The sequence below is a fragment of the Paenibacillus graminis genome, from assembly GCF_000758705.1.
Classification (GTDB): Bacteria; Bacillota; Bacilli; order Paenibacillales; family Paenibacillaceae; genus Paenibacillus_AQ; species Paenibacillus_AQ graminis.
In genome coordinates this window covers 5,731,028-5,756,972 of the sequence record NZ_CP009287.1, presented here as the reverse complement: position 1 = coordinate 5,756,972, position 25,945 = coordinate 5,731,028, and the positions used below count along the sequence as shown (strand labels likewise).

The following is a 25,945-nucleotide window of genomic DNA, read 5'->3' as shown; positions in this document are numbered from 1 at the left end:
CCTTTTCCTTAACCATACAGCATTAACAATACATGTCATTGTCTCCACCTTACAACCGCCTGTACGGCGCGGGGAGGGTGGAGCTTTGATCGTTATGGGGGAGAAAACCATGTTCTTGAGACACCAGACCCGTCCCGTCAATGTTGGCGGGGTTATTATTGGTGGAAACAACGAGGTTGCTATTCAAAGCATGTGTACAACCAAAACAGCTGATGTCGAAGCAACGGTAGCCGAGATCCTGCGGCTGGAGGAAGCGGGCTGTCAGCTTGTGCGCGTGACGGTCAACAATGAAGAAGCGGCAGCTGCAATTAAGGAGATTAAGGCGCGGATTCATATTCCGCTGGTGGCGGATATTCATTTTAATTATAAGCTGGCTTTGCTGGCGATAGAGAACGGCATCGACAAGGTGCGCATCAATCCGGGTAACATTGGACGCCGGGACAAAGTCGAAGCTGTCGTCAAAGCCTGCAAGGATAAAGGCATTCCAATCCGTATCGGCGTCAATGCGGGTTCTCTCGAGAACCATCTCCTGGAGAAATACGGCTATCCGACCCCGGAAGCCATGGTAGAGAGTGCTCTGTACCATATCGGAATTCTGGAAGAACTCGATTTCCATGATATCATCGTATCCCTCAAAGCCTCTGATGTCCCTATGGCCATCGAAGCCTACCGCAAGGCTGCAGAAGTGATTCCCTACCCGCTGCACCTGGGGATTACCGAATCCGGCACGCTGTTTGCCGGTACGGTGAAGAGCTCGGCCGGGATCGGTGCGCTGCTCTCGATGGGCATCGGCAGTACCGTGCGGATCTCGCTCAGCGCTGATCCGGTGGAAGAGGTAAAGGTGGCCCGCGAGCTGCTGAAGACCTTCGGTCTGATCTCTAACGCTCCTACGCTCATTTCCTGCCCGACCTGTGGCCGGCTGGACATTGACCTCTTCTCTATTGCCAATGAAGTGGAAGAGTACATCTCCAAGCTGAAGGTGCCGATTAAGGTATCTGTGCTGGGTTGTGCCGTCAATGGTCCGGGGGAAGCGCGGGAAGCCGATATTGGGATTGCCGGTGCGCGCGGGGAAGGTCTGCTATTCCGTTACGGACAGATGATCCGCAAGGTTCCTGAAGCGGAACTCGTCTCCGAGCTGAAGAAAGAGATTGACGCGATCGTTGTTCATTTTGAAGCAACCGGCGAAATTCCGGGCCGCAAGCATGCAGGACTGGCACCGGCGGTTCAGTTAGGCAACACAGAGCAATAATTCCTGAGAGTCAAGCAGAACCGGACTTATTTTTTAACTTATTATAAGATTATTAGTGCAACGTCCCGTCCCGCACCGGATAACCGGCAGGGTAGCGGGGCGTTTTATTTTATCATCCGCCGGCAGCCCCATTGGTGGTGTCTCCGCCTGATTCAGTTCAGTCATAACTATGATCTCCTGTGTGCTAAGTATTTCCGCATGCATAATTCTGTATGCAGGCGTTTACGAATGACCGAAAAGGCTATACTACCTAGTAGTAGCCAAATACAGGACAGGTAGACTGAAGCGAACAGGAGGATGACCTATGGAATTAAGTATATTGCTGATGATTGTGCAGCTCTTTTTCGCGCTGGTCATCGGCGTTTATTTTTGGAATCTGCTGCGGGGACAGAAGACCAATAAGACGGCGGTGGACCGGGAATCGCGCAAGGAGCTGGACAAGCTGCGCAAAATGCGGATGATCTCACTGACCAAGCCGCTGTCTGAGAAGACGCGTCCGGCCTCCATTGGAGATATCGTGGGGCAGAAGGACGGGCTGCGCGCCCTGAAGGCGGCACTGTGCAGTGCCAACCCGCAGCATGTCATTATTTACGGGCCGCCCGGCGTCGGCAAAACGGCGGCTGCGCGGGTGGTCATGGAGGAAGCCAAAAGAAACGCGCTTTCTCCCTTCAAAAGCGATGCCAAGTTCACGGAGATTGACGCCACCACTGCCCGTTTTGACGAACGCGGCATTGCCGATCCGCTGATTGGCTCCGTACATGATCCGATCTACCAGGGAGCAGGGGCTATGGGCGTGGCAGGTGTGCCGCAGCCGAAGCCAGGGGCCGTTACCAAGGCGCATGGCGGCATCCTCTTTCTGGACGAGATTGGGGAGCTGCATCCGATTCAGATGAACAAGCTGCTGAAGGTGCTGGAGGACCGAAAGGTGCTGCTGGAGAGTGCGTATTACAACTCCGAGGACAGCAATACCCCTGCATATATCCATGATATTTTTCAAAATGGCCTGCCGGCCGATTTCCGGCTGGTGGGTGCCACCACGCGTTCGCCGGAAGAAATCTCACCGGCGCTGCGTTCCCGCTGCATGGAAATCTATTTCCGGCCGCTGCTGCCGGAGGAGATTGCCGTCATCGGACGCGATGCGGTCCAGAAGATCGGGCTGAAGCCCAGTCCCGAAGCCATTGAAGTGGTGCAGCAATACGCGACCAATGGCCGCGAGGCGGTCAACATGATCCAATTAGCGGCAGGACTTGCCTTAACTGAAGGACGGGATACCCTGAGTGCAGCCGAAGTCGAGTGGGTAGCCAGCAGCAGCCAGCTGCCCATGCGTACTGAACGCAAGATTCCGTCTTCACCGCAGATCGGCCTGGTCAATGGACTTGCCGTATATGGTCCGGGCATGGGTACGCTGCTTGAAATTGAGGTTTCAGCTGCACCCGCCAAAAGCGGCCAGGGTAGGCTTAATGTGACCGGAGTGGTAGACGAAGAAGAGACCCAAGGCGGCTCCCGGACGATCCGGCGCAAGAGCATGGCCAAAGGCTCGCTCGAAAATGTGCTGACGGTCCTCCGGACCATGAATCTGGAGCCGGACCGTTATGATTTGCATGTGAATTTCCCTGGGGGAACGCCGATAGACGGCCCTTCCGCCGGGGTCGCCATGGCCGTGGCCATTGTCTCTGCCATCCGGCATCTGCCGGTAGATAACACCGTAGCGATTACCGGTGAGATCGGCATTCACGGCCGGGTGAAGCCGGTAGGCGGCGTAATTGCCAAGGTGGAGGCAGCCTTCCAGGCAGGGGCCACCACTGTACTGATCCCCAAAGAGAACTGGCAGTCGCTGTTCGCCGATCTTGCCCCGCTGCGGGTGATTCCGATGGAGACGGTTGAGGAAGTGTTCCGTCATCTGTTCGGAGCTGAAACTGCGGATGTGCGTCTGCCGGCCGTATCCGGTGAGACCTTCTCGGCAGCTCCTTCGCTGCTGAAGGCGGACGCGAGCGGCGACAGCGCGAAGGGATAATTCAAGCTTGAAGGCACTTGGCAATCTGCTGTTCCAGTGCTGTACCAGGTTTCACTCTGGGATCACAGCTGTATACCCAGCAGGCTTCCGACACACAATCCGGTTGTGTAACGGAAGCCTGTTTTTTGCAAATATAAGCATTTATATGTCTCGCGCCCGTTAATCATCCTTCTATTTCTTGCTGAAACGGATACCTGAAAGCGATACGGGAATCGCTGCTTCGGAAGTATACGCTTTTTAAGGACGGCAAAGCCGTTTCTGCTTGATTGGGACCGTGCGGACATATTCCGGGAATAAGCAGCGAATAATAAATCAGGTCTGGCAGAGCGGAATATATGAACTGGAAGCTGCAGGAAGGCTCGGCTTGTTGGTGTTTTGGGGCCGCTTTTGTTAGAATGAAGCATATGACACTACTTGAGAACCATGGGAGGTGCGAAAGCGATGATACAAAGCAAATCCAAAGGTCGTCGTTTTCCTTTATTGCCGCTTAGAGGTCTTCTTGTATATCCCAGCATGGTTCTTCACCTGGATGTGGGACGCGAGAAGTCAGTTCGGGCGCTGGAAAAAGCTATGGTTGAAGATAACCTGATTCTCCTCTGCTCCCAGTCGGAAGTGAATATTGAGGAGCCGGGACAAGAAGATATTTTTCGGGTCGGCACGGTCGCCAATGTGCGGCAGATGCTCAAGCTTCCCAACGGCACGATCCGTGTGCTTGTGGAGGGCGTGGAACGGGCCGAAATTATTAACTATACGGACAACGAGGATTATTACGAGGTGATGGCGCGTGTGCTGCCTGAGGAAGAGGATGTGGACCAGCAGAGCGATGCCTTGATGCGCACCGTACTGAGCCAGTTCGAACATTACATTACCCTTTCCAAAAAAGTCACTCCCGAGACGCTCGCCGCCGTATCCGATATCGAAGAGCCGGGGCGGCTGGCCGACGTCATCACGAGCCATTTGGCGCTGAAGATCAAGGATAAGCAGGAGATCCTGGAAACCATCGATGTCAGCAAACGTCTGGAGAAGCTGCTGGATATCCTCAACAATGAGCGTGAGGTGCTGGAACTCGAACGCAAGATCAACCAGCGGGTGAAAAAGCAGATGGAGAAGACGCAGAAAGAGTATTATCTCCGCGAGCAAATGAAAGCAATCCAGAAGGAGCTTGGCGACAAGGAAGGCCGGGCCGGCGAAGCCGATGAGCTGCGCAGTCTGATGGAAGAGAAGGAACTGCCTGAACGCGTAAAGGAAAAGATTGAGAAAGAGATCGACCGGCTCGAAAAAATGCCGGCAAGCTCGGCTGAGGGCGGGGTGATCCGCAATTATGTCGATATGCTGCTGAGCTTGCCGTGGAGCGAATCTACCGAAGATGATCTTGATATCCTGAAGGCGGAGCAGGTGCTGGATGCGGATCATTATGGTCTGGAGAAGCCGAAGGAACGTGTGCTGGAGTATCTTGCGGTGCAGAAGCTGGTCAAGAAGCTGAAGGGGCCGATTCTCTGTCTGGTAGGCCCTCCGGGTGTCGGCAAAACCTCGCTCGCGCGCTCTATCGCCCGTTCGCTGAACCGCAAGTTCGTGCGCATCTCGCTGGGCGGCGTGCGTGACGAAGCCGAAATCCGCGGCCACCGCCGCACCTATGTCGGTGCTATGCCGGGCCGGATTATTCAGGGCATGAAGACTGCAGGCAGCATCAATCCCGTGTTCCTGCTGGATGAGATCGACAAGATGGCGGCGGATTTCCGCGGCGACCCGTCGGCTGCGCTGCTGGAAGTGCTCGACCCCGAACAGAACAACACGTTCAGCGACCATTTCGTTGAGCTGCCGTTTGACCTCTCGAACGTCATGTTCGTGACGACGGCCAATACCGTGCATAATATTCCGCGTCCGCTGCTGGACCGGATGGAGATGCTGTTCATTCCCGGCTATACGGAGCTGGAGAAGCTGCAGATTGCCAGCCGCTACCTGCTGCCGAAGCAGCGCCAGAACCACGGGCTGGAGGAGGGGCAGCTGTCCATTGAGGACGATACCCTGCTCAAAATTGTCCGCGAGTATACCCGGGAATCCGGAGTGCGCAATCTGGAGCAGCAGATCGCGGCGCTCTGCCGCAAGGCCGCAAAGATTATTGTATCGGGCGAAAAGGAGCAGGTAAGCATCCTTCCCGCTGAGATCAAGGATTACCTGGGGGCTTCGAAGTACCGCTACGGAATGGCGGAGCTTGAAGATCAGATTGGCACAGTTACCGGACTGGCCTGGACGGAAGTTGGCGGCGATACGCTGCTCATCGAAGTGACGGTGGTCCAGGGAACCGGCAAGCTGACCCTGACGGGGCAACTGGGCGATGTGATGAAGGAATCGGCACAGGCCGCCTTCAGTTACACCCGTTCGAAGGCTGAGGAGCTGGGGCTGGCACCCGATTTCCATGAAAAGAACGATATTCACATCCACATCCCCGAAGGCGCAATACCCAAGGACGGTCCGTCTGCAGGGATTACGATTGCTACCGCGCTGATCTCCGCACTGACGAAACGTTATGTTTCGAAGGATGTGGCGATGACCGGCGAGATTACGCTGCGCGGCCGGGTCCTGCCGATTGGCGGTCTGAAGGAGAAGTCGCTTGCCGCCCACCGGGCCGGATACAAAAAAATCCTGCTGCCCAAGGACAACGAGCGCGACTTGAAGGATATCCCGGAGAGCGTCCGCAGCGATGTGGAGTTCGTGCCGGTTTCCCATATGGATCAGGTGCTGAAGCATGCGCTGGTCGAACATCATAATGAAATCAGCAGTGAAGCGCCGAGTAGTGTGCATTAGAAAGGAAGTCCTATGAAAGTTAACAACGCCGAATTTATCATCAGCGCCGTTGGCCCTGATCAATACCCTGTTGACGCCTTGCCGGAGATTGCTCTGGCAGGGCGCTCCAACGTCGGGAAATCTTCTCTGATCAACCGGATGATTAACCGCAAGAATCTGGCCCGCACCAGTTCTACACCGGGCAAGACGCAGCATATGAACTATTACCGGGTCAACGAAAGTATGTATTTTGTCGACTTCCCCGGCTATGGCTATGCAAAGGTATCCAAAACCCAGCGCGCCTCCTGGGGCAAAATGGTCGAGAAATATCTGGCCGAGCGCGACACTCTGAAGCTGGTTCTGCTCATTGTGGATCTCCGCCACCCGCCTACGGGCAATGACAAGATGATGTTTGACTGGCTGAAGCATTACGATCTCCCCCTGTGCGTTGTGGCTACCAAAGCGGACAAGATTCCCAAAACCCGCTGGCCGAAGCATATCAAGATTATGAAGCAGGAACTGGGCGTGCTGCCGGGCGATAACTTTATTTCTTTTTCCTCGGAGATCGGTCTCGGCAGAGATGAATTATGGGAGCTGATTGAGCGGTATAATCAGGCATCCGAAGAGGAGCCGATCATAGATCCGGAGATTGAAGATGCTGGAAATGAAGTACAGCCGGAAGAACCTTCCGAAGCTTGAATGGTAACTCTGTGATGCCTATTCCATAGGATCAGCGCGTATTACTCACAGAATAATGAGGAATACATATGTATTCCGTGGCTCTTATCCTTTTCTCCCGTTATAAGATGAATTATCGGCCTATATCCTGTTCCCCCTGATGAGAAAACCTGCTGCTCTTCATTGTATAATCATGCTAAAGGCTGTTACAAAGAATTGAGGGATGGTCATGGCTCAGAGATTGGCAACAGAATATGTGAAGGCGACTTTGCAAATGACGGAATTTCAAATGAAACAGTTTCTGCTTACAGCCGATACCTGCTTCATCAGCCACCGGGTGAAGATTCTGGGCGGCGGGGAACAGGAAATCGTCCTGGAGGAAGCCGGGGGCGAAGAGGTCCATTTGTCCTTCCAGCAAAGAGGCAGCATCTACGTATGCGCCTTGTCCTGCCGAATTGTGAACCCGCATCTGAATAACGCAATCCGCAAGCTGTTCGTCACCTACAAGGGAACCGGAACGGTAAATCGAATATATCAAGGCTTTACCATGGTGTATGTATACGAGAACGGCTCGGTCCGCAGAATCTCTGAAGTTACGCCGCTGGGCTGCAAGCTGGTCTATCAGCACAAGCATTCGCTTGCAGAAATGATGCGTCTCTATAAGTCCGATGCGGTTGAGCAGGAGATTGAGAGCTTGCGTATCACCATTAACCGTCTGCTTGATCAGCGTAACCGGGTATGCCGGAATGAAGAGAATCAAGAGATTCAAGAGATTGACAGGAATCTTGCCCGGATCACCCGGAAGCTGTTCGAGCTGGAAGCCTAGCGGAAATACTATTTTAAAATTTAGCAATCATTTCCTAGCGAAATGGTTGTATTTTTTTTAGAAAATCTATAAATATACGTATGAGAGGGACCGATAAAAAGCTTATGATAGATATCCATAGTCACATTCTACCCTTCATGGACGACGGGGCTGCCGATTGGGACGCGGCTCTTACCATGGCGCAGGCTGCCGGGAAGGATGGAATTTCCACTGTTGTCGCCACGCCACATCATGCCAACGGAGTATATTTGAACCCCGCTCCGAATATAGGACAAGCTGTGGAACAGCTGAATCAGAGACTCCGGCAGGCCGGTGTTATGCTGCAGGTGCTTCCCGGCCAGGAAATCCGCATCTATAGTGATTTGCTGAATGATCTGGAGCAGGGCCAGCTTCTGACGCTCGCAGGTTCACGGTATATTTTGCTGGAAATGCCTTCTTCACGGGTGCCACGTACGATGGAGGAGACTTGTCATGAACTGCTGATTCAAGGTTTCGTGCCAGTAATCGCCCATCCGGAGCGCAATGCCGAGGTAGCTGCCGATCCTTCCAAATTAACAAGATTAATAGAGCTTGGCGCACTGGGCCAGCTTACTGCCCAGAGCCTGGCCGGAACATTCGGAAGCAAACTGCAGAAGCTGTCGCTGGACCTGTGCCGGAGGAATGCTGTACATGTGATTGCCTCGGACGCTCATGACAATCAGCATCGTCCTTTTGGTCTGAGTGAGGCCTACGGGGTTTTGACTAAAGAATTAGGAGCGACAGCAACTGACTTTTTTCGTCAAAATGCGCTAAAAATCATTGGCAATGAGGACATCATTCGAGCGGATTATCTACAATCTCACACCAAACTTCATAGATTGTTCGGATTTTTTTCCCGTAAAGGGTGACCTCGCTCGCTATTGATGGTAGAATGGGTATTACTGGTTTATTGTTATTTATTATCAGAGTAGTGTAGTCATAGGGTTTCGGCTCTATCTATACTAGCAGTAGAACTAGAAAAAATACATACAAAGAGGTGGATGAAAAGTGTCTTTGAAGAAAAAATTGGCAGTATCAACACTAGCAGCAAGCATGACAGCAGCATCATTTGCAGGTTTTCCGTTCAGCAGTACTGGTCTAGCCCAGCATCTGGGACTGGTTGGAACCGCTGCAGCGGCTGAAGTTGGCCATCAGGCAGTTAAAGACAAGATTACCGCTATCTACAAGAGCCTGACCGTAACCGAAGCAACTTATTTGAAAAACTATTCAGATGAAGTTGCGGGACTTGGCCAAGACAAGTTCAATAAAATTTTTGAACCAGTTCTCGGCAAGATTGTACTTACTGATAAAGAAAAAGCAACATCTTTGAAATTGTTCAAAAGCGTTTCCAGCGTAGTATACGATGTATATGCAAATGACTTCGACGTACTTAAGGGTATCCGTTATGATGTGGACAACGTTGCTTTGTTTGACTCTATTGCAGCCAAGGCCAAAGTTCCAAACCTTAGCTTCGACGACATTCTGGATTTCTTCTTCGCTGCTAACGGCGTAGAAGCAGAGCTTCGCAATATGCTGGCTAGCAAATCCGGTGCGGACCTGGTCAACATCGTTTCTGATCCTGCTTCACAGAAGACTCTGGTGAAGGACGCTGTCTACAAGGTTCTCGACCATAGAATCGGTACTGGAGCGTTGACAGTAAGTCAAGCAGTTTACAATCTGGGAATTAGTGCAGATGACCTCGTACTTACCCTTGACAATGTAAATACAGAAATTAAATCTGCCAGAAAAGCAGCTCAATCGCTTGCTTTGGCTTATCTTCGTGCTTATCCGTTGACTACTACTAACCCTGGTAGTGGTAGTGGCGACGGTGGCGGCACTGCTGTAGTAGTCACTAATCCAACTGCTACTCCTGGATTCTACGATGTTTCCAAACTGGTTAGCATTGTCGGCGATAAAGCAACCCTGAAGCTGGTTGACGCTGATGTGATCAAGGCTTTTGACGCATTGCTGGCAGCGAACCCTGGCAAGACCGGCCTTACACTTACCCTGAACTTGGGCACTGTCAACGCTAAGGTAGTAGAAGTTCCACTGTCCAAAGCAATCATTGAAGCCGCTAAGGCAAGAGGTATTGCTAATATCGCAGTAACGTTCAACGGTCTGACAGTTACCATTCCGGTATCCCAGTTCAGTGATGCAGTAACACTGACAGTTACGAATGAAGCTGACGCAACAGTCACTTCCCTGACAAGCCTGAAGCTGGCTTCGAAAGTGTACTCTTTCGATCTGACAGTAGGCGGCGTGAAGACAACAACCTTCAAACAGCCGTTGACCATTAAGCTTCCTTTGGCCAACACAACTGGCCTTGACAAGGAATTGCTCTCCGTGTCGAAGGTGGTCTACAAGGCCCTTGAGTTCCATGGCGGCGTAGTTGACGGTGACTATATCGTTGAACCACGCGATACCTTCTCGACTTATGCAGTAGTTGAGAACAAAGTGAACTTCAACGACGTTGCAAGTGTACAAGCATGGGCTGGAAGACAAATTCAAGTTGTAGCTGCTAAAGGCGCAATTGAAGGTGTTGGCGCAAGCAAGTTCGCTCCGAAGAGCAATGTTACCCGCGCTGAATTCTCCAAGATGCTGATCCGTGCACTGAACCTGGAGAACAGCACTGCTACTGAAAGCTTCGGCGATGTGGCCTCCACAGCCTGGTACGCTCCTTATGTAGCCGTTGCTGCTGAGAAGGGCATCGTTACAGGCCGCAGTGCTTCCCAGTTCGATCCGAACGCAACCATCACCCGTGCTGAAATGGCAACGATGATTGCCCGTGCGGTTAAGACTGTTAACCCGCAAGCTACTGCAGGAGATGCTTCGTCATTGACTAAATTCGCGGATGCCGCTAAGATTGCCGCTTCCCTGAAAGATGGAGTAGCCTTTGCGGCCAGCCATAACCTGGTTATCGGCAATGCCGGCAAGTTCAACCCGAACAACACAGCTACCCGTGCAGAAGCAGCTGTAATCATCTACCGTACCATCAACTTCAAGTAAAAGTTTATAACATAAGCAAGTGGAGAGCCTCCTCTCGTCTCGGTGAGAGGAGGCACTTTTTTAGCTTATATACATCGAACTTGCGAATTCATATTCTAGATTCACGAGTTCGCTGTGTATAGGTTGAATATTACAGAAACAGCTTGGAGGGAAATTCACTTGTCAGCACAAGAATTAGATCTTCGCGATTATTTCCAGATTGTCAGGAAGAGACTGTGGATGATTGTAAGCATTGTGGTTGTGGTTTGTATTCTTGCCGGAGTGTACAGCCTATATATTAAGAATCCGGTGTATGAAGCCTCCACCAAGATTATCGTTAATCAGACGCCTACACAGTCTACTGTGGCACAGCTTGACCTTAATCAGATCAATACCAATATTCAGTTAATTAATACGTACAAGGAAATTATTAAAACACCCGCTATTCTGGATGTCGTAGCCAAGAACTATCCGCAATTCAATATTACTGCGGAAGATCTGCTCAAGAAGGTTAATGTGAGTTCCGTAAATAACACGCAGGTGATGACACTTGTCGTTCGAGATAATTCGTACCAGAAAGCTGCAGAAATCGTGAATGCCATTTCACTTGTGTTCAAGCAGGAGATTCCTTCCCTGTTCAATGTGCAGAACGTATCCATCCTGAATGAGGCTAAGGTTGATCCGCCGGTTGCACCAGGACCAGTTGAGCCTAACGTTGTAATGAATCTGGCTATTGCTTTTATCGTTTCATTGATGATCGGTCTGGGCATCGCCTTCCTGCTGGAATACCTGGATGATACCTTGAAGACTGAAGAGGACATTGAAAAATATCTGGGTCTGCCAACGATCGCCATGATCACCAGACTTGGACAAGAGGAAACGAAGTCCACAGAATTACAGGCCCAAAAGCTGACCAGAAAGGCAGGAGAACTCGAACATGTCACAGCAGCCAAGTAAACAACGTCATCTGATTACCGTGACCAATCCGCGTTCGCCTGTATCGGAAGCTTTTCGCGCTTTGCGGACGAACATTGATTTCTCTTCCGTAGACAAGCAGATTCAGATCATTATGGTTACCTCCTCCGGCCCTGAAGAAGGAAAGTCTACGGTCACGGCCAACCTTGCGGCAGCCTATGCCCAGGCGGACAAGAAGGTACTGTTAATTGATGGAGATTTGCGCAAGCCTACAGCCCACAAAACTTTTTCGTTAAGTAACCGCGCTGGGTTGTCTTCGCTGCTCTCTCAACAGGCTGAGTTGGAGGATGTCGTTCAGGATTCAGGTGTAACAAATCTCTCCATCATGACTTCAGGTCCAATTCCTCCTAATCCGGCAGAAATGATGGCCTCCAACCGGATGAGTGCAGTACTGCAGGAGTTGCGTCAGCGCTATGATATGATTTTGTTTGATACTCCGCCGCTCTTGGCTGTCACGGATGCGCAAATTGTTGCCTCCAAGAGTGACGGGGTTATTATGGTGGTCAGTTATGGCAAGGTGAAGCGGGATATCGCCGCCAAGGCCAAGGCTAACCTTGACCGTGTGGGTGCGAAGATGCTGGGGGTCGTACTGAACAATGTGAAGCGCAAAGCCAGTGAAGGTTATTATTACTACTACTACGGGAATTAAGTTGTTAGAGAAAAATGTTATTTTTGGAGGCACTGAAAATGACAGCGAAAGCCAGAGTATATTTATTATTCCTCATTGACCTTGCGATCATCTGGTTCAGTATTGTGACTTCTTATATGTTCCGGTTTTCTGAGGGCATACCTGACAAATATATGCTTCAGATGCTGGTGTTCGGTCTTATTGCGACAGTAACCTTCGGGGGCAGTCTGATCTATTTTGGCCTGTACCGCAGATTATGGCAGTATGCCAGCATTGGGGAGATCGTTTCAGTATTCAAAGCGATTGTTGTAGGAGCTGTTCTTTCTTTTGTAGCGGCGTTTATTATATTGCCGGATCGGGTTCCGCTCAGTATTGAGGTGCGGGCGATGGAAACGATCCTGCTATTGGTAGGAGGAGTACGCTTCTTCTGGAGAGTGTTCCGTAATGATCGCAGTAACTCCAAAGATACAGAAACGCACACTATTATTGTGGGTGCCGGTGACTGCGGAATACTGATCGCCCGGGAAATGATGGGCCCATCGTTTGCCCATACCCGAATTGTTGGCTTCATTGACGACAGTGCAGATAAGTACCATCTGTCCATCTTGGGTGTACCCGTCCTCGGCAACCGTTATGATATTCCCCGAATCGTGAAGGAACGCGAGATTCATGAGATTATTATCGCTATGCCTTCTGTATCCAGAACGGAAATCTCCGAGATAATCAACCTGGCGAAGGCCACCGGGGCCAAGCTGAAGATTATTCCTGCACTGAATGACTTGATCGCCGGCAAAATTTCGGTGAAGAAGCTGCGTGATGTCAGCGTGGAGGATTTGCTCGGACGTGAACCGATTGTAGCTGACCTGAACAGTATCCTAGGGTATGTACATAACAAGACGGTATTGGTCACAGGAGCCGGAGGTTCGATTGGCTCAGAGCTATGCCGTCAGATATCCCCTTTTGCCCCAGACAAGCTGTTAATTCTCGGACACGGCGAAAATAGCATTTACACGATAGAGATGGAGCTGCGCAAGAGCTTCCCGGAACTGAACATTGTTACAGTGATTGCGGATGTGCAAGACCGTTCGCGGATGACGGAAGTATTCCATAGTCATAGCCCGCAGGTAGTCTTTCATGCGGCAGCGCATAAGCATGTTCCCCTAATGGAGCGTAATCCTTCAGAGGCCATTAAGAATAATGTCTTTGGCACACGCAATGTAGCTGATTGTGCTGACAAATATGGAGCGGAACGGTTCGTATTAATCTCCTCTGACAAAGCCGTTAACCCCACCAGCGTGATGGGAGCGACCAAGCGAATCGCGGAAATGTATGTGCAGAGCCTCAACACATCCAGCCCAACCAAATTCTCAGCAGTACGTTTCGGCAATGTCTTGGGCAGCCGGGGCAGTGTTATTCCAGCCTTCAAGCAGCAGATCGCTGCGGGCGGACCGGTTACCGTGACCCATCCCGAGATGGTACGATATTTCATGACCATTCCGGAAGCGGTGCAGCTGGTCATTCAGTCGGGTTCATTCGCGAATGGCGGAGAAGTCTTCGTACTGGATATGGGCCAACCAGTGAAGATTCTGACCTTGGCCGAAGACCTAATTACCTTGTCCGGCTATGAGCCTTATAAGGATATTGAGATTACCTTCTCCGGAATACGGGAAGGCGAGAAGCTGTATGAAGAACTGCTGACAGCCGAAGAGAACCTGGGTTCCACCCAGCATGACCGGATCTTTATCGGCAGACCCAACGTCCTTAGCCAGAACCAGCTGGAGCTGGAGTTCAAACGCTTGGAACGTGTATTGTCTGAAGACGCAGGCGCTATTCGTGAAGTCATTAACCAGATTGTGCCGATGCAGCCGGTAGCTCAAGCTGCGATTAGCTAATTCATTCCTATGGAGGTACCTGAAGTGTTCAACAAAAGATGGAAGAAGATATTGTTCTGGACGCTGTCGGTAATTGTCGTGTTAGGAGTTGCTGGCCTGTTCGCTGCGAACTATGCGGTAGATAAACTAATGAGTTCGATGGCTGACGGCTTCGATGTAGAAGCAAACGAGACTACTAGTAATGTAACCCAAGGAGAAGTTGTCGAACCTCCTGTAGCTGCGGGTGACGCAACTGCGGAGCCAACGGCTTCAACAGCACCAGGAGCGAAAGTAGAGCCAACAACGGCAGTGTCACCTTCGAGCACACCGGCCTCAAATGGTGCTGGTGATAAAAAAGCGGATGATGGAGAGCAAGCGGCTGCAAGTACAAAAAAGCCAAAAAGCACTCCGGTTCCAACACCAGAAGGTGTAGATGGAATAGCCCATATTTCTTCTGATAAGGCTAAAGAAGTACAAGAGAGCGTATCGATAAAAGATAAAGCTAATGTAGCATCAATAGTGGCACAACAGTTAAGTGTTTCGGATATCAAAAAACTTCAGGAATTAGCCGCAGGTGGACTAACTAACGAAGAGAAACGCGAAGCGCGCAGTATCATTCTTGGTAAGGTTTCAGAGGAACAGTACAACGAGCTGGTACAGGTCGCTAAGAAATATGGTCTGAGCCAAGGTAAAACTCGGGATCAAATATTAGCTGAGGAAGAAAAACTTAAAGCTCAAGAAAAAGGAAGTGAATAATTGTGTCTAAAGCGAAATTTCCAGCGGCAGCGTTGTTGCTGCTCATGCTGGTAGGAATTGCACCATTAACAGCTTCTGCACCTTTATCTGCGTCAGCATCTACGGTTACTGATTCGATCAAAGTCTCCACTATGGACGTGAAAATGGTCTTTGATGGAGTGACCATTCAGCCTCCTGCCGGACAATATGTATTCATGTATAACAATACTACTTATGTACCTCTGCGCTTCATGTCCTACGCCTTGCAAAAGAGTGTGAGCTGGGATGCCAAGAATCTAAAAGTTACAGTGGCGGAACCAAGCAGTTCAGAATTGGTAGTAATCAAGGAGTACTTAATGAATGCCGGGAATGCAACCAGTGCAGGCACTGAGGGCAAAAATATCGTACTGGGTAATGTAAAAGCCAGCTACATATTTAAGGGTTCGGCTAAGGCTATTCCATCCGGTCAAGGCAGCTATTTACTGAATGGATCATTGTATGTGCCTCTTCGTTTTTTATCGGAATCTGTAGGGAATTCTATTAGCTGGGATCAGAAGAATAAGACGATTACAGCGTCCTCCAAGGCTTATCAAGGATCGACTGACAGTACTAACGGAACAGGTCAAGGAGCAACAGCAACCCCTGCACCTTCAGCTACACCAAGCAACACATCCACACCAGCTGCTTCGGCTGCCTCCGGTCCTGCGGGAGGAGCCACTGGCGGTGGAACTTCCAATGGTAAGGTATCTTATGAGGCTATCACCAGTGAAACTGAAGACAAGTTGAATGCATTGAAATCCGAAGCCCAAGCCTCACTCGGCGGCCTTGCTTTTGAATACTTGGCAGCAACAGACGAGGCCACAAGGAATGCACTAATTACCAAAGGGAAGGAACAACTCGCCTCGTTTACATCCAGCTTTAATAGTATAGTTGCTGATGCTGAACAAAAACTAAACAATAATGGCTATAGCACAGCGATCATCGCTGAGTATAGAAAAGCATTTAATTCGTCTGTGCAGCAAGGATTGTCGAAGCTTGGGGGATAAGTCACAAGAGTTACCTTTGATTAATTACTGAGTATATCCCATCACTTCATCGGATAAGTGATGGGAGTGCATAGTGAAGAGTTCTTAAGGGTTAGGTGAACAAATGAGACCTTACATTGTAATAAAACAAATCGTAGATTTTATGATGGCTCTAATCGGAATACTCCTGTTATGGCCTTTTTTCTTGATCATTGCAGTGATAATCAAGCTCACTTCAAAAGGGCCAGTACTATTCAAACAAAAGCGGCTAGGGAAGCATAAGCGTGAATTCTATATTTTGAAATTCAGAACCATGCGTACCGATACCCCAAGTGATATGCCCACTCATTTGCTGCAAGACCCTGATTTTTTTATCACTTCAGTCGGCAAATTTCTTAGGAAAACAAGCTTGGATGAACTTCCTCAGATTATAAATATACTTAAAGGCGAAATGAGTATTGTTGGTCCGCGTCCTGCGCTCTGGAATCAATATGATTTGATTGTTGAGCGTGATAAGTACGGCTCGAACGATATTAAGCCAGGGCTTACCGGATGGGCGCAGATTAATGGTAGAGACGAGCTATCTATTGAAGAGAAGGCCAAACTGGATGGCGAGTATACTACAAACATTACCTTTGTTTTTGATATTAAGGTTTTTGTACGGACGGTATTAAGTGTTCTAAAGTCAGATGGTGTAAGAGAAGGTGCAGACGATCAAGATGTGACATCGAACACCAAAGGAGTTACTTTATAAGATGAATAAACGAAAGATTTTAATAACTGGTAAAGGAAGCTATATAGGAACTAGTTTTATTAAATGGTTGCAGCAATGGCCAGAGCAATATGAAGTAGAAGAGATTTCTGTTAGAGGCGATGAATGGAAGGAATATGACTTTTCTGTTTATGATGTAGTGCTGCATGTAGCGGGGATTGCTCATGTATCTGCTGATCCTAAGATGGAACAAGAATATTATAATGTTAATCGTGATTTAGCGATAGAAGTTGCCAAAAAGGCTAATATTGAGAGTGTGGGTCAATTGATTTTTATGAGTAGTATTATTGTGTACGGAGATAGTGGTTGCGAGGTCATCACTAGAAACACTATACCCAAACCAGCAAATTTTTACGGGAATAGCAAACTTCAAGCAGAAAAAGAAATTGGAATTCTTGAAAATGAGAATTTTAAAATTGCTATTATTAGACCTCCAATGATTTATGGTAAGGGATCTAAAGGAAATTATCTAAGATTAGCTAAGTTAGCTCGAATACTCCCTGTATTCCCCAATTTCCAGAATAAACGCAGTATGCTCTATATAGATAATCTTTGCGAATTTTTAAGACTTATGATAGAGAATAAAGAAAGTGGGTTGTTTTTTCCACAGAATAGAGAATATATCAATACTTCTAATATGGTTCAGTCGATAGCAAAAGCAAATGGAAGAAGGATCATATTGGTTGGAATACTCAACCCTGTTATTGGTATTTTAAGGAAACGTATTAAGCTAATTAATAAAGTCTTTGGAGATTTTGTATATGAGCAAACTATCAGCAATTATAAATGTAATTATAGAATTAAAGAATTTAAAGAGTCAATTAACGAAACAGAAGTGGAGAGGAAGGTAATATGAGGGTTGTGATTGTTAATTGCTTTGATACATATGAAGAAAGAATAGATTTAATTTATGATTTTTTCGAGAATAAAGGACATGAAGTTACTGTTATTCAGTCTGATTTTAGACACTTTAAAAAAGTCAAAAGAACAGAAGACAAACCTGGTTTTATTTTTATACAGTCAAAGCCTTATTATAAAAATATGTCACTGACTAGATTAATATCCCATTACAAATTCGCAAAAAAAGCATTCGAGGTTGTTGGGAAATTGCAACCTGATCTATTGTACACAATAGTACCTCCAAATTCCCTAGCGATGTTTGCTGCAAAGTATAAAAAGAAAAATAGAAACACAATGCTAATATTTGATCTAATTGACCTATGGCCTGAAACCATGCCAATTGGAAAAATTTCAAGTTTTCCTCCATTTACGTTTTGGAGATTGATGAGAGATAAGAGTCTCAAAATTTCCGACTTAATAGTAACTGAATGTAACCATTATCAGTCAATTCTAGCCAATGAATTGAAGAGTATCAATACTCAAACAGTATATCTTGCAAAGCGAGAAGTTAACATTGAACGTTATCCTATATTTAATAATGCCAGAATTCATTTATGTTATCTAGGCTCAATAAATAATATTATCGATATTCCAAAAATAAAAAAAATAATAAAATCAATCAATGAACTGAAATCCACAACTTTACACATCATAGGAGACGGGGAAAGTAAACAAGTTTTAATCGATGAAGTGATTAGTACTGGAGCAAATGTAGAGTTTTATGGCAAAATATACGATTTGCAAGAAAAACAAAAGATATTTGATAAATGCCATTTTGGACTAAACATTATGAAGGATAATGTATGCGTTGGTCTTACAATGAAATCAATCGATTATTTTCAACATGGTTTACCAATTATAAATAATATTAAAGCAGATACTACTAATTTAGTAGAAGATTATTGCATAGGAATGAATATTACAGATGATAATCTACTTGAAGTAGCTGAGAGAATAGCATTAATGAAAGAATCGGAATGGATATTCTTAAAAAATAATACTGACAAAGTATTTATTGATTTTTTTTCTAAAGAATCATTCGATGAGAGCTTAGAAAAAGCAATTGGAGTGTATTGCTAAATTTTCTCAGCCACATTCAGGAGGTACTTGCAAATGGGAAATGAGAGGGCAGGTAATTATGGATTCATTGAAATTGTGAAGAATGCCATTTCATTTATATATACGAAATTGTTTTGGAAAAATGCAAGATTGGTACGCCTTCCCATCAGAGTGAGAGGAAAAGACTGTATGAGTTACGGCCCAGGATTTACTACTGGTTATAGTTGTAGAATAGAAATGAACGGAATTAAGGCACCAGAGAAGTTGATTATTGGAGAAAACTGTGTAATAGGAGATTATGCTCATATAGTAGCAAATAAAAAAGTTGTTATAGGTAACGGAGTACTTATGGCTTCTAGAGTTTTCATAACGGACACTAATCATGGGGAGTATTCCGGACTATCCGAGACATCTAATCCAGAAGTTTCACCGAATAAACGTCCATTGTCATATAAGAAAGTGACTATTGGGGATAATGTTTGGTTAGGTGAGAATGTATCAATATTACCAGGAGTTGTTATTGGAGATGGTTCTATTATAGGCGCAAATGCTGTTGTTACAAAGAGCATCCCTGTAAATTGTATTGCTGCTGGTAATCCTGCTAAGGTTATAAAAATTTACAATCCTGATCTGAGAAGATGGATTTAAGATTTGCGAACGAACTGGGGGGAAATACATGACAGAAAAAATAGGGAAAGTATCTGTTGTAATTCCTATGTATAATAGCGAAGCCACTATAGTTAGAACACTTAATTCAATAATGGAACAAACTTTCATCGAATATATTGAAGAGATAATAATTGTTAATGACGGGTCAGAGGATAATTCTTCAAGGATCGTTAAGGAGTATAGAAGGGATCATTTAAATTTACCAATAATCTTAATTGATAAGGAAAATAGCGGTGTCTCGGCTGCAAGGAATACAGGGATGAGGATTTCTAAAGGAAAATGGATTGCTCTTCTTGATTCTGATGATGAATGGCTTCCTCATAAACTAGAAATTCAGATAAATACACTTTTAAAAAATCCGGAAATTGATTTTTTGGGTGGCGATATTGATAATAAAGGCTTAAAGATATTGTGGAGACAAATCAATGGATTATATAAGGCTAAGATTAGTGACGTATGTTTAAAAATGTTTCCTCAAACTTCAGTTGCTATTTTCAAAAGAGTTATCTTTGAACAAATTGGTGGATATGACGAAAACCAAAAATATGCAGAGGATGGTAATTACTTTCTAAAAATTTGTGCTAATTATAATTATTATCATTTACCCCTGCAATTGGTTTCTTTTGGTGGAGGGAAACCACAATTTGGGTATAGTGGATTATCAGGTAACTTAGAAAAAATGTATGAAGGGAATATTAAAAATATAAAAGAATTAAAAAATGATAATTATATAAGTGTTAATTTTTATGTTTTTTTACGTTTTTTTTACTATGCGAAATATATTAGAAGAATTTTGATTACAAAAATTCATAGACGAAGCTATAGACATGATGATTTAAAGCAGGTGCAAGAGTGATGGGGAAAATAAAAATATTGATGTTTCTCAATAGTATGAATCCAGCAGGAGGTATAGAAAGAGTCGTTGCAAACTTAGCGAATAATTTAAGTGAAGATTATGAAATTACTATATTAGTGAAAGATGAGGCTACATCATTTTATGAACTTAAAGATAAAATAAATGTTATTAGTTTAAATGTGCCTTTAAAATTAAATATGAATTCGAGAATTCAAAGATTGTTTAGTCTTATAATCAACTTGTTAATCACAAATAATAGATTGAAAACTTATACTAGATCGTTTGTTTTTGATTACATCTATGTAACTTCACCATTTAATGCACTAGAAGTTTTCCTTTGCGGTAAATGTAATGCTCGAAAACTGGTTATTAGTGAACACGGGTCAAAATTTGCCTATAATAAAATTTATAAAATTTTAAAGAAAAAATTATATCCTAAAGCATATAAAATTTCTGTTCCGACTACAATGGATACTTATTCTTACATAAATGAAGGAAGTGACGCAGTATATATACCACATCTATCAACGTTTTCAGTTGTCCCTGGAAATAATCTCAATTCTAAAATAGTTCTTAATATTGGAAGACTTACCTCCGATAAACAGCAACTCATGCTACTTGAAATTTGGAACGAACTTAGAAAAGAAAATCGGTTGAATGGATGGAAGCTGAAAATCGTTGGTAAAGGGGAAGAAGAAGTTAATCTAAGGAATTTTATTTATTGTAATAATCTTCAAGACTGTGTTGAAATATCCCCTCCAGTAAAGGATGTTGGGAAATTATATATCAATGCTTCGCTCTTTGCATTTACGTCAAAATTTGAAGGTTTTGGTATGGTATTGTTAGAGGCCATGTCATTTGGTCTTCCTTGCATATCATTCGATTGTCCGAGTGGGCCTAGAGATTTAATTGAGCACAAATTAAATGGCGTTTTAATAAAGCCTTATGATTATGAAGAGTATAAGGATGAGTTATCTTTACTGTTGAATGACCGAAATGATTATTTAACTTCTTTGGGAAATGAAGCTCGTTTATTTGCCCTAAATTGGAATAATGAAAATATAACAAATAAATGGAAAGAGATATTTAGGGGAGATCTAACATGAAAATTATTGCTTTTTATTTACCTCAATTTCATTCAATTCCTGAGAATGATGAATGGTGGGGGGAGGGATTTACGGAATGGAAAAATGTGAAAAAAGCGCAGCCTTTATTTAAAGATCATTACCAACCGAGAGTTCCTCTCAACGGTAACTATTATAATTTATTAGATGATGAAGTTAAAAAATGGCAAATTAATCTGGCGAAAAAATATGGGGTATATGGATTTTGTTTTTATCATTATTGGTTTGATGGGAAGTTGCTTTTAGAAAAGCCAATAGAACAATTCAAAGATAACTCTGAACTGAATCATCCGTATTGTATGTGTTGGGCTAATGAAAATTGGACAAACGCTTGGGTTGCAGATAAGGATCCTAAAACATTAATGTCTCAAAGATATGGAGATAAACCGGAATGGAAAACGCACTTTGATTATCTTCTACCATTTTTCCTTGATGATAATTATATAAAAGAAGAAGGGAAACCTCTATTTGTTATTTACAGACCGGAGATCATTGACTGTTTAAATGAAATGCTTGATTATTGGCAGGCATTAGCCGTGGAAAGCGGATTGAGTGGAATTAATTTTGCTTACCAACAGCTTCCATTTTATCTTAAGAAAGATAAGGATGATAGTAGATTTAGATATAATATAGAATACCAACCTGGATATGCATTACATGATATGAAGACAAATGATAAGGATAAATCAAGTTCAATTTTGTATAAATTCAGAACCTCGATACGAGAAGTAATTAATACAATAGATAAAACATTTAAAACGAACTTTATTGCAAAATTTGCAGGGAATAAATTACGCTTAATAGATTTTAACGAAGCGTGGAAATCCATTATTAAGCGTGGCCCAACAAATAACAAATCAATACCGGGCTCCTTTGTAGGATGGGACAATACTCCAAGGAGGCAAAATGGAACTGTTTACACTGGGAGTACACCAGCTGCATTTCAAGAACATATGATTAATCAGATAAAAAACGCTAGGGATATTTATAAGACTGACAAAATATTCTTGTTTGCATGGAATGAATGGGCTGAAGGTGGTTATATGGAACCTGATGAGAAATACAAATATGGTTATTTAGAGGCTTTGAATAATGCTCTTATTGAAACCGGTGAAAAAGAATAGTCATTTTTGAACTTCATAATCATTCAGATTTCTTTTTGATGAGTTGATATGAAAGGAATTGGACTTAATGGAGCAAGTCAGTTTTAAAATAAGGCCTACTGTATTATTTGTATTTCATAATTCCGATTTTTACAGTGGGGCAACTCGTTCCTTATTAGATATTATTGATAAATATCTAGAGGAAGAGACAGTTAATGTAGTGGTATTATTTTCAAAAAGAGAGGGTACTGCTATAGATTATCTAAATAATAAAAAAGTTAAAATTATCTATAGTTTTTATACAGAATTAGTTGCATCAATAAACCAGTCATCGCTAAAGAAGATGATAGCTTTTCCATATAGATTTGGCAGAATGCTTATATCAATGTTCAGTATTTACCGCTTAAAAAATTTAATTAGAGAACTTAAGGTGGATGCGGTATACACTAATACAAGTGTTATTTTTGTGGGAGGATTTATAAATAAGTTTTTTAAAATCCCTCATATATGGCATTTCCGTGAATTTAGACGTGAAGATCAACAAATAGATTTCTTTTTTCGAGAAAAATATTTTTATAAATTTGCTAACAAATACACAGATAAGATAATTGTTTTATCCCAAAGTATGTTAACGAAATACAAAGAGAATATACAAAATGAGAAATTAAAAACGATCTACAATGATATATCACCTAGTTATATTAATCCCAAAAAAACTTTTGATTTAAATAAGCCGAAAATTCAAATACTGATCACTGGAACTTTAAGTGAAGGTAAGGGGCAATTAGAAGCTTTGCAGGCTATGAAAGTTTTATTAAGTCGTGGATATGATCTTACTTTAAATATTGCTGGTAGTACAAATTGCGAATACTATAAGATTTTAAAAGATTATATTATGACGCACAATATAGGCGAGAATGTAGTTTTCCATGGGCTACGAAAAGATATGAATGAATTAAGAAGCCAAATGGACATTGGTCTAATCTCCTCAAAAAGTGAAGCATTTGGTAGAGTTACTGTAGAGGGAATGTTAAGTTCATTAGCAATGGTTGGAAGAGATAGTGCAGGTACAAGTGAATTAATAAAAAATAAAGAGACTGGATTATTGTATGAGCCTGGGAGCATTGAGTCTTTAGTTGAAAGTTTAGAATATCTTTGTAATTCCAGGTCGGAGATAAAGAGAATTGCAACGAATGGTTTTAATTATGCTGTTGATAATTTCACATTAGGAAAATGTAGCGACTCAATATTAAAAATGGTTCTTGAAGTAACAAGAGAACCTAAATATATTTAAATTTGTTTGGGTCTTGTCTAAAAGGAGAGATTTACTTGGCAGTTTTTATCGCTTTTACTTGCATCGGAATATCAATAATATCCAGTAGGATGCAAAGAAGTGTAATTAATCCCATTTCGATTTTATTTGTTTTTTTCTCTCTTATGATAGGGTTCGCTTCTATGGGATTGTATAATTTATATGATGTTCGTGATGATACATATATTGTAATCTGTATAGGGTTGTTAAGTTTTTTAATAGGTTATGTATTCATAAGTGTGATTTTCCCTAAAATAAGCAATACTTATTTAGTCACTGAAGATAGATATGAGTTCCAATACAATACCCTGTACTTTTTTTATTTTGTAACAATTGCATATATGCTTTATCGAGTATTCAATGTATTAATACTGCTGACCCAAGGCTATACACTAGGTGAAGTTAGAGGGGCTTTCACAAGCGAAGTATTAGGTTCATCCACATGGGCAGTTATATATGAGAATTATGTAAATAAAGCAATTATATTTATGATTATTCCTATTGCAGCAATTGATTTTTTTGCTGGAAAAAAAGATAAGAAATTATTAATATTAACCCTTGTTGTGGCTATCCTTTCTGCAATTGGTGATGGTGGGAGAGTAATATTTTATTATGTGTTTATTCATTTTCTAATTGCTGCTGCAGTATATAAAAAACGTTTTAACATCAGTAGAAAGATGAAAAGAGTAACTATAGTTTTAATAGTGCTTGGAGTAACGGCAATGTATGTTATTACGAAAATGAGAGGACCATCCGCTTCGATAATTCAACAGTTATATTTGTATTTGGCCGGCGCGATACCGCATTTAGATTACAGGCTATACGTAATTGACTCTACTAATTCACATACTCATGGGTGGGCATTTTTAAGTGGATATTCAAAACCTTTTTTTCATGTGATAAGTAGTACAGGGATATTTAACTATCCACAAACTTTCTTGAATTCGCTAGATTTGATGAATGTTGATAATTTTGTGAATATCGGAGAAAAGCTTACTTTTAATGCCTTCGTTACTCCATTCTTTTATTTCTACTTAGATGGCGGTATTTTGGGGGTTTCCTTGTATTCTGCTTTATATGGAATCATTTGTTCTTTATCTTATAATTATGTTAAATATAGACCTAATATCAAAAATATTGCGTTCTATTTATTAATTATGCAAGGTGTACTGACATCAATGGTACGCTGGCAATTTGTGATTTCTGCCTATGCGCTGTCATTTTTATATTTAAATTTTGTGATTAGAAAAAAAAAATAAAAATTGATGTGTTTATAGAATTTTCATTTTATATATTCTTAATTACGGAAAAATGTTCTATAAGGAGGATTTTCTTGGAGATAACAACAAAAAGAGATCAATCAATAGATATTCTAAGAGCAGTATGTACTCTGCTTATTATGTTGGCACATGTTGAAATTCCTGAATTATTGTTAAATCTGAGAACATTTGATGTAACAGTTCTTATACTTATATCTGGAGTTTCTATGGGATATGAATCAAAAAAGTACAAGTTAACTTATGGTCGGTATTTATTGAAAAGAGTACAAAAGTTGTTAATACCAACATATATGATAATCACCATTATATTTATAACAATCTATACTTTTTCGGTGTTATTAAAAAAAGATTTTTTATGGAATTTTAATCAGGTATTTCTTTCTTATGCCCTTGTACCCAATGGGAGTGCTATAGGTTATGGTTGGATAGTACGAATATTTTTAATGATAGCATTACTACAGCCAATTCTAAGATTCCTTAACGATAAGATAAAAAGCAACATATTATTTATATTAATTATAACTTTAGCTTATATTTTTAATGAGTTGTTCTTTATGTATGATAAGAGCTTTCCTAATATATTTATATCATATGTATTATTATATTTAATACCTTATGGATTAGTAGCATTAATAGGTTTGAGGATGACCCATGATTCTAAATTTGTTGATATGATACTAATTGTAAGTTGTGTTAGCTTTTCTATACTCCAGCTACTTACATTTATTAATGGGAATGGATTTGAACCGAATTTATTTAAGTATCCCCCAAAATTATACTATATAACTTACGGACTAATGATAGGTACAGCGTCTTATAAATTACTACAAAAAATCAAATATAATGAAACGAATAAAATAATTGTGGCTATGCACTGGCTTAGTATAAATTCATTTAAAGTATATTTATTTCACATTTTTTCTTTATTTGGTTTGATGGTTATAAGAAACTTATTAAATGAAATGTATATTTTAAACAACTTTATAGTACAGTTCACTTTGGTTTCTAGTTCGGCAATAATTGCAACGATTGTATTCAATAAAATTAGTCTTTGTATTAAATATAATAGCTAGAGCAAATTA

At 43.1% G+C, this 25,945-nt stretch carries 22 protein-coding genes; all 22 read left to right on the top strand.

From position 1 onward, the window contains the following. Positions 1–109 precede the first annotated feature (109 nt). The 22 genes from ispG to PGRAT_RS24770 all read left to right on the top strand — a co-directional run bounded on the left by ispG (position 110) and on the right by PGRAT_RS24770 (position 25,936). Positions 110–1,249 (top strand): flavodoxin-dependent (E)-4-hydroxy-3-methylbut-2-enyl-diphosphate synthase, encoded by a 1,140-nt coding sequence (gene ispG / locus PGRAT_RS24875; RefSeq protein WP_025708436.1) that lies wholly within the window; start codon positions 110–112, stop codon positions 1,247–1,249. Between the two features lie 304 nt (positions 1,250–1,553). Continuing rightward, positions 1,554–3,263 carry an ATP-dependent protease LonB gene (lonB, locus tag PGRAT_RS24870; protein WP_042267358.1) on the top strand — a complete coding sequence of 570 codons (1,710 nt, stop codon included), beginning with the start codon at positions 1,554–1,556 and terminating at the stop codon, positions 3,261–3,263. A 441-nt stretch (positions 3,264–3,704) separates the two neighbouring features. Then, positions 3,705–6,068, top strand: a complete 2,364-nt coding sequence (gene lon, locus PGRAT_RS24865) for an endopeptidase La (protein WP_025706978.1) — start codon at positions 3,705–3,707, stop codon at positions 6,066–6,068. Between the two features lie 12 nt (positions 6,069–6,080). Next, positions 6,081–6,746 carry a ribosome biogenesis GTP-binding protein YihA/YsxC gene (gene yihA, locus PGRAT_RS24860; protein WP_025706979.1) on the top strand — a complete coding sequence of 222 codons (666 nt, stop codon included), beginning with the start codon at positions 6,081–6,083 and terminating at the stop codon, positions 6,744–6,746. Positions 6,747–6,954: 208 nt separating this feature from the next. Continuing rightward, positions 6,955–7,551, top strand: coding sequence for a hypothetical protein (locus PGRAT_RS24855; protein ID WP_025706980.1), 597 nt, complete (start codon positions 6,955–6,957; stop codon positions 7,549–7,551). 104 nt (positions 7,552–7,655) lie between these two features. Continuing rightward, positions 7,656–8,438, top strand: a complete 783-nt coding sequence (locus PGRAT_RS24850; protein WP_025706981.1) for a tyrosine-protein phosphatase — start codon at positions 7,656–7,658, stop codon at positions 8,436–8,438. Positions 8,439–8,577: 139 nt separating this feature from the next. After that, complete coding sequence (locus tag PGRAT_RS24845; RefSeq protein WP_025706982.1) at positions 8,578–10,575, top strand: S-layer homology domain-containing protein; 1,998 nt, start codon at positions 8,578–8,580, stop codon at positions 10,573–10,575. A 159-nt stretch (positions 10,576–10,734) separates the two neighbouring features. Then, positions 10,735–11,511 carry a YveK family protein gene (locus PGRAT_RS24840; RefSeq protein WP_025706983.1) on the top strand — a complete coding sequence of 259 codons (777 nt, stop codon included), beginning with the start codon at positions 10,735–10,737 and terminating at the stop codon, positions 11,509–11,511. Further along, complete coding sequence (locus tag PGRAT_RS24835) at positions 11,492–12,178, top strand: CpsD/CapB family tyrosine-protein kinase (RefSeq protein ID WP_025706984.1); 687 nt, start codon at positions 11,492–11,494, stop codon at positions 12,176–12,178. The genes PGRAT_RS24840 and PGRAT_RS24835 overlap by 20 nt, the downstream gene beginning before the upstream one ends. Positions 12,179–12,216: 38 nt before the next feature. After that, positions 12,217–14,049, top strand: coding sequence for a polysaccharide biosynthesis protein (locus PGRAT_RS24830; protein WP_025706985.1), 1,833 nt, complete (start codon positions 12,217–12,219; stop codon positions 14,047–14,049). A gap of 24 nt (positions 14,050–14,073) precedes the next feature. Continuing rightward, positions 14,074–14,784, top strand: coding sequence for a hypothetical protein (locus tag PGRAT_RS24825; RefSeq protein WP_025706986.1), 711 nt, complete (start codon positions 14,074–14,076; stop codon positions 14,782–14,784). Positions 14,785–14,786: 2 nt separating this feature from the next. Continuing rightward, positions 14,787–15,809, top strand: coding sequence for a copper amine oxidase N-terminal domain-containing protein (locus PGRAT_RS24820; RefSeq protein WP_042267352.1), 1,023 nt, complete (start codon positions 14,787–14,789; stop codon positions 15,807–15,809). Positions 15,810–15,912: 103 nt separating this feature from the next. Then, positions 15,913–16,542: a sugar transferase gene (locus tag PGRAT_RS24815; RefSeq protein ID WP_025707029.1), complete on the top strand. Its 630-nt coding sequence runs from the start codon at positions 15,913–15,915 to the stop codon at positions 16,540–16,542. A 1-nt stretch (position 16,543) separates the two neighbouring features. Beyond that, on the top strand, positions 16,544–17,416 hold the full coding sequence (locus PGRAT_RS24810; RefSeq protein WP_025707030.1) for an NAD-dependent epimerase/dehydratase family protein: 873 nt from the start codon (positions 16,544–16,546) through the stop codon (positions 17,414–17,416). Continuing rightward, positions 17,413–18,540 (top strand): glycosyltransferase family protein, encoded by a 1,128-nt coding sequence (locus PGRAT_RS31285; RefSeq protein ID WP_025707031.1) that lies wholly within the window; start codon positions 17,413–17,415, stop codon positions 18,538–18,540. Before PGRAT_RS24810 ends, PGRAT_RS31285 begins: the two co-directional genes overlap by 4 nt. Positions 18,541–18,573: 33 nt before the next feature. Beyond that, a complete protein-coding gene (locus PGRAT_RS24800; protein ID WP_025707033.1) occupies positions 18,574–19,167 on the top strand; it encodes a DapH/DapD/GlmU-related protein in 594 nt (197 codons plus the stop codon). Positions 19,168–19,195: 28 nt separating this feature from the next. Then, positions 19,196–20,044, top strand: coding sequence for a glycosyltransferase family 2 protein (locus tag PGRAT_RS24795; protein WP_025707034.1), 849 nt, complete (start codon positions 19,196–19,198; stop codon positions 20,042–20,044). Next, positions 20,044–21,150 (top strand): glycosyltransferase family 4 protein, encoded by a 1,107-nt coding sequence (locus PGRAT_RS24790; RefSeq protein WP_051424763.1) that lies wholly within the window; start codon positions 20,044–20,046, stop codon positions 21,148–21,150. Before PGRAT_RS24795 ends, PGRAT_RS24790 begins: the two co-directional genes overlap by 1 nt. Next, positions 21,147–22,292 carry a glycosyltransferase WbsX family protein gene (locus PGRAT_RS24785; protein WP_025707036.1) on the top strand — a complete coding sequence of 382 codons (1,146 nt, stop codon included), beginning with the start codon at positions 21,147–21,149 and terminating at the stop codon, positions 22,290–22,292. Before PGRAT_RS24790 ends, PGRAT_RS24785 begins: the two co-directional genes overlap by 4 nt. A 67-nt stretch (positions 22,293–22,359) precedes the next feature. After that, positions 22,360–23,565 (top strand): glycosyltransferase family 4 protein, encoded by a 1,206-nt coding sequence (locus tag PGRAT_RS24780; RefSeq protein ID WP_025707037.1) that lies wholly within the window; start codon positions 22,360–22,362, stop codon positions 23,563–23,565. Between the two features lie 35 nt (positions 23,566–23,600). Next, positions 23,601–24,842, top strand: coding sequence for an O-antigen polymerase (locus PGRAT_RS24775; protein WP_025707038.1), 1,242 nt, complete (start codon positions 23,601–23,603; stop codon positions 24,840–24,842). A 74-nt stretch (positions 24,843–24,916) separates the two neighbouring features. Continuing rightward, positions 24,917–25,936, top strand: coding sequence for an acyltransferase family protein (locus PGRAT_RS24770; protein WP_025707039.1), 1,020 nt, complete (start codon positions 24,917–24,919; stop codon positions 25,934–25,936). Positions 25,937–25,945: the final 9 nt, after the last annotated feature.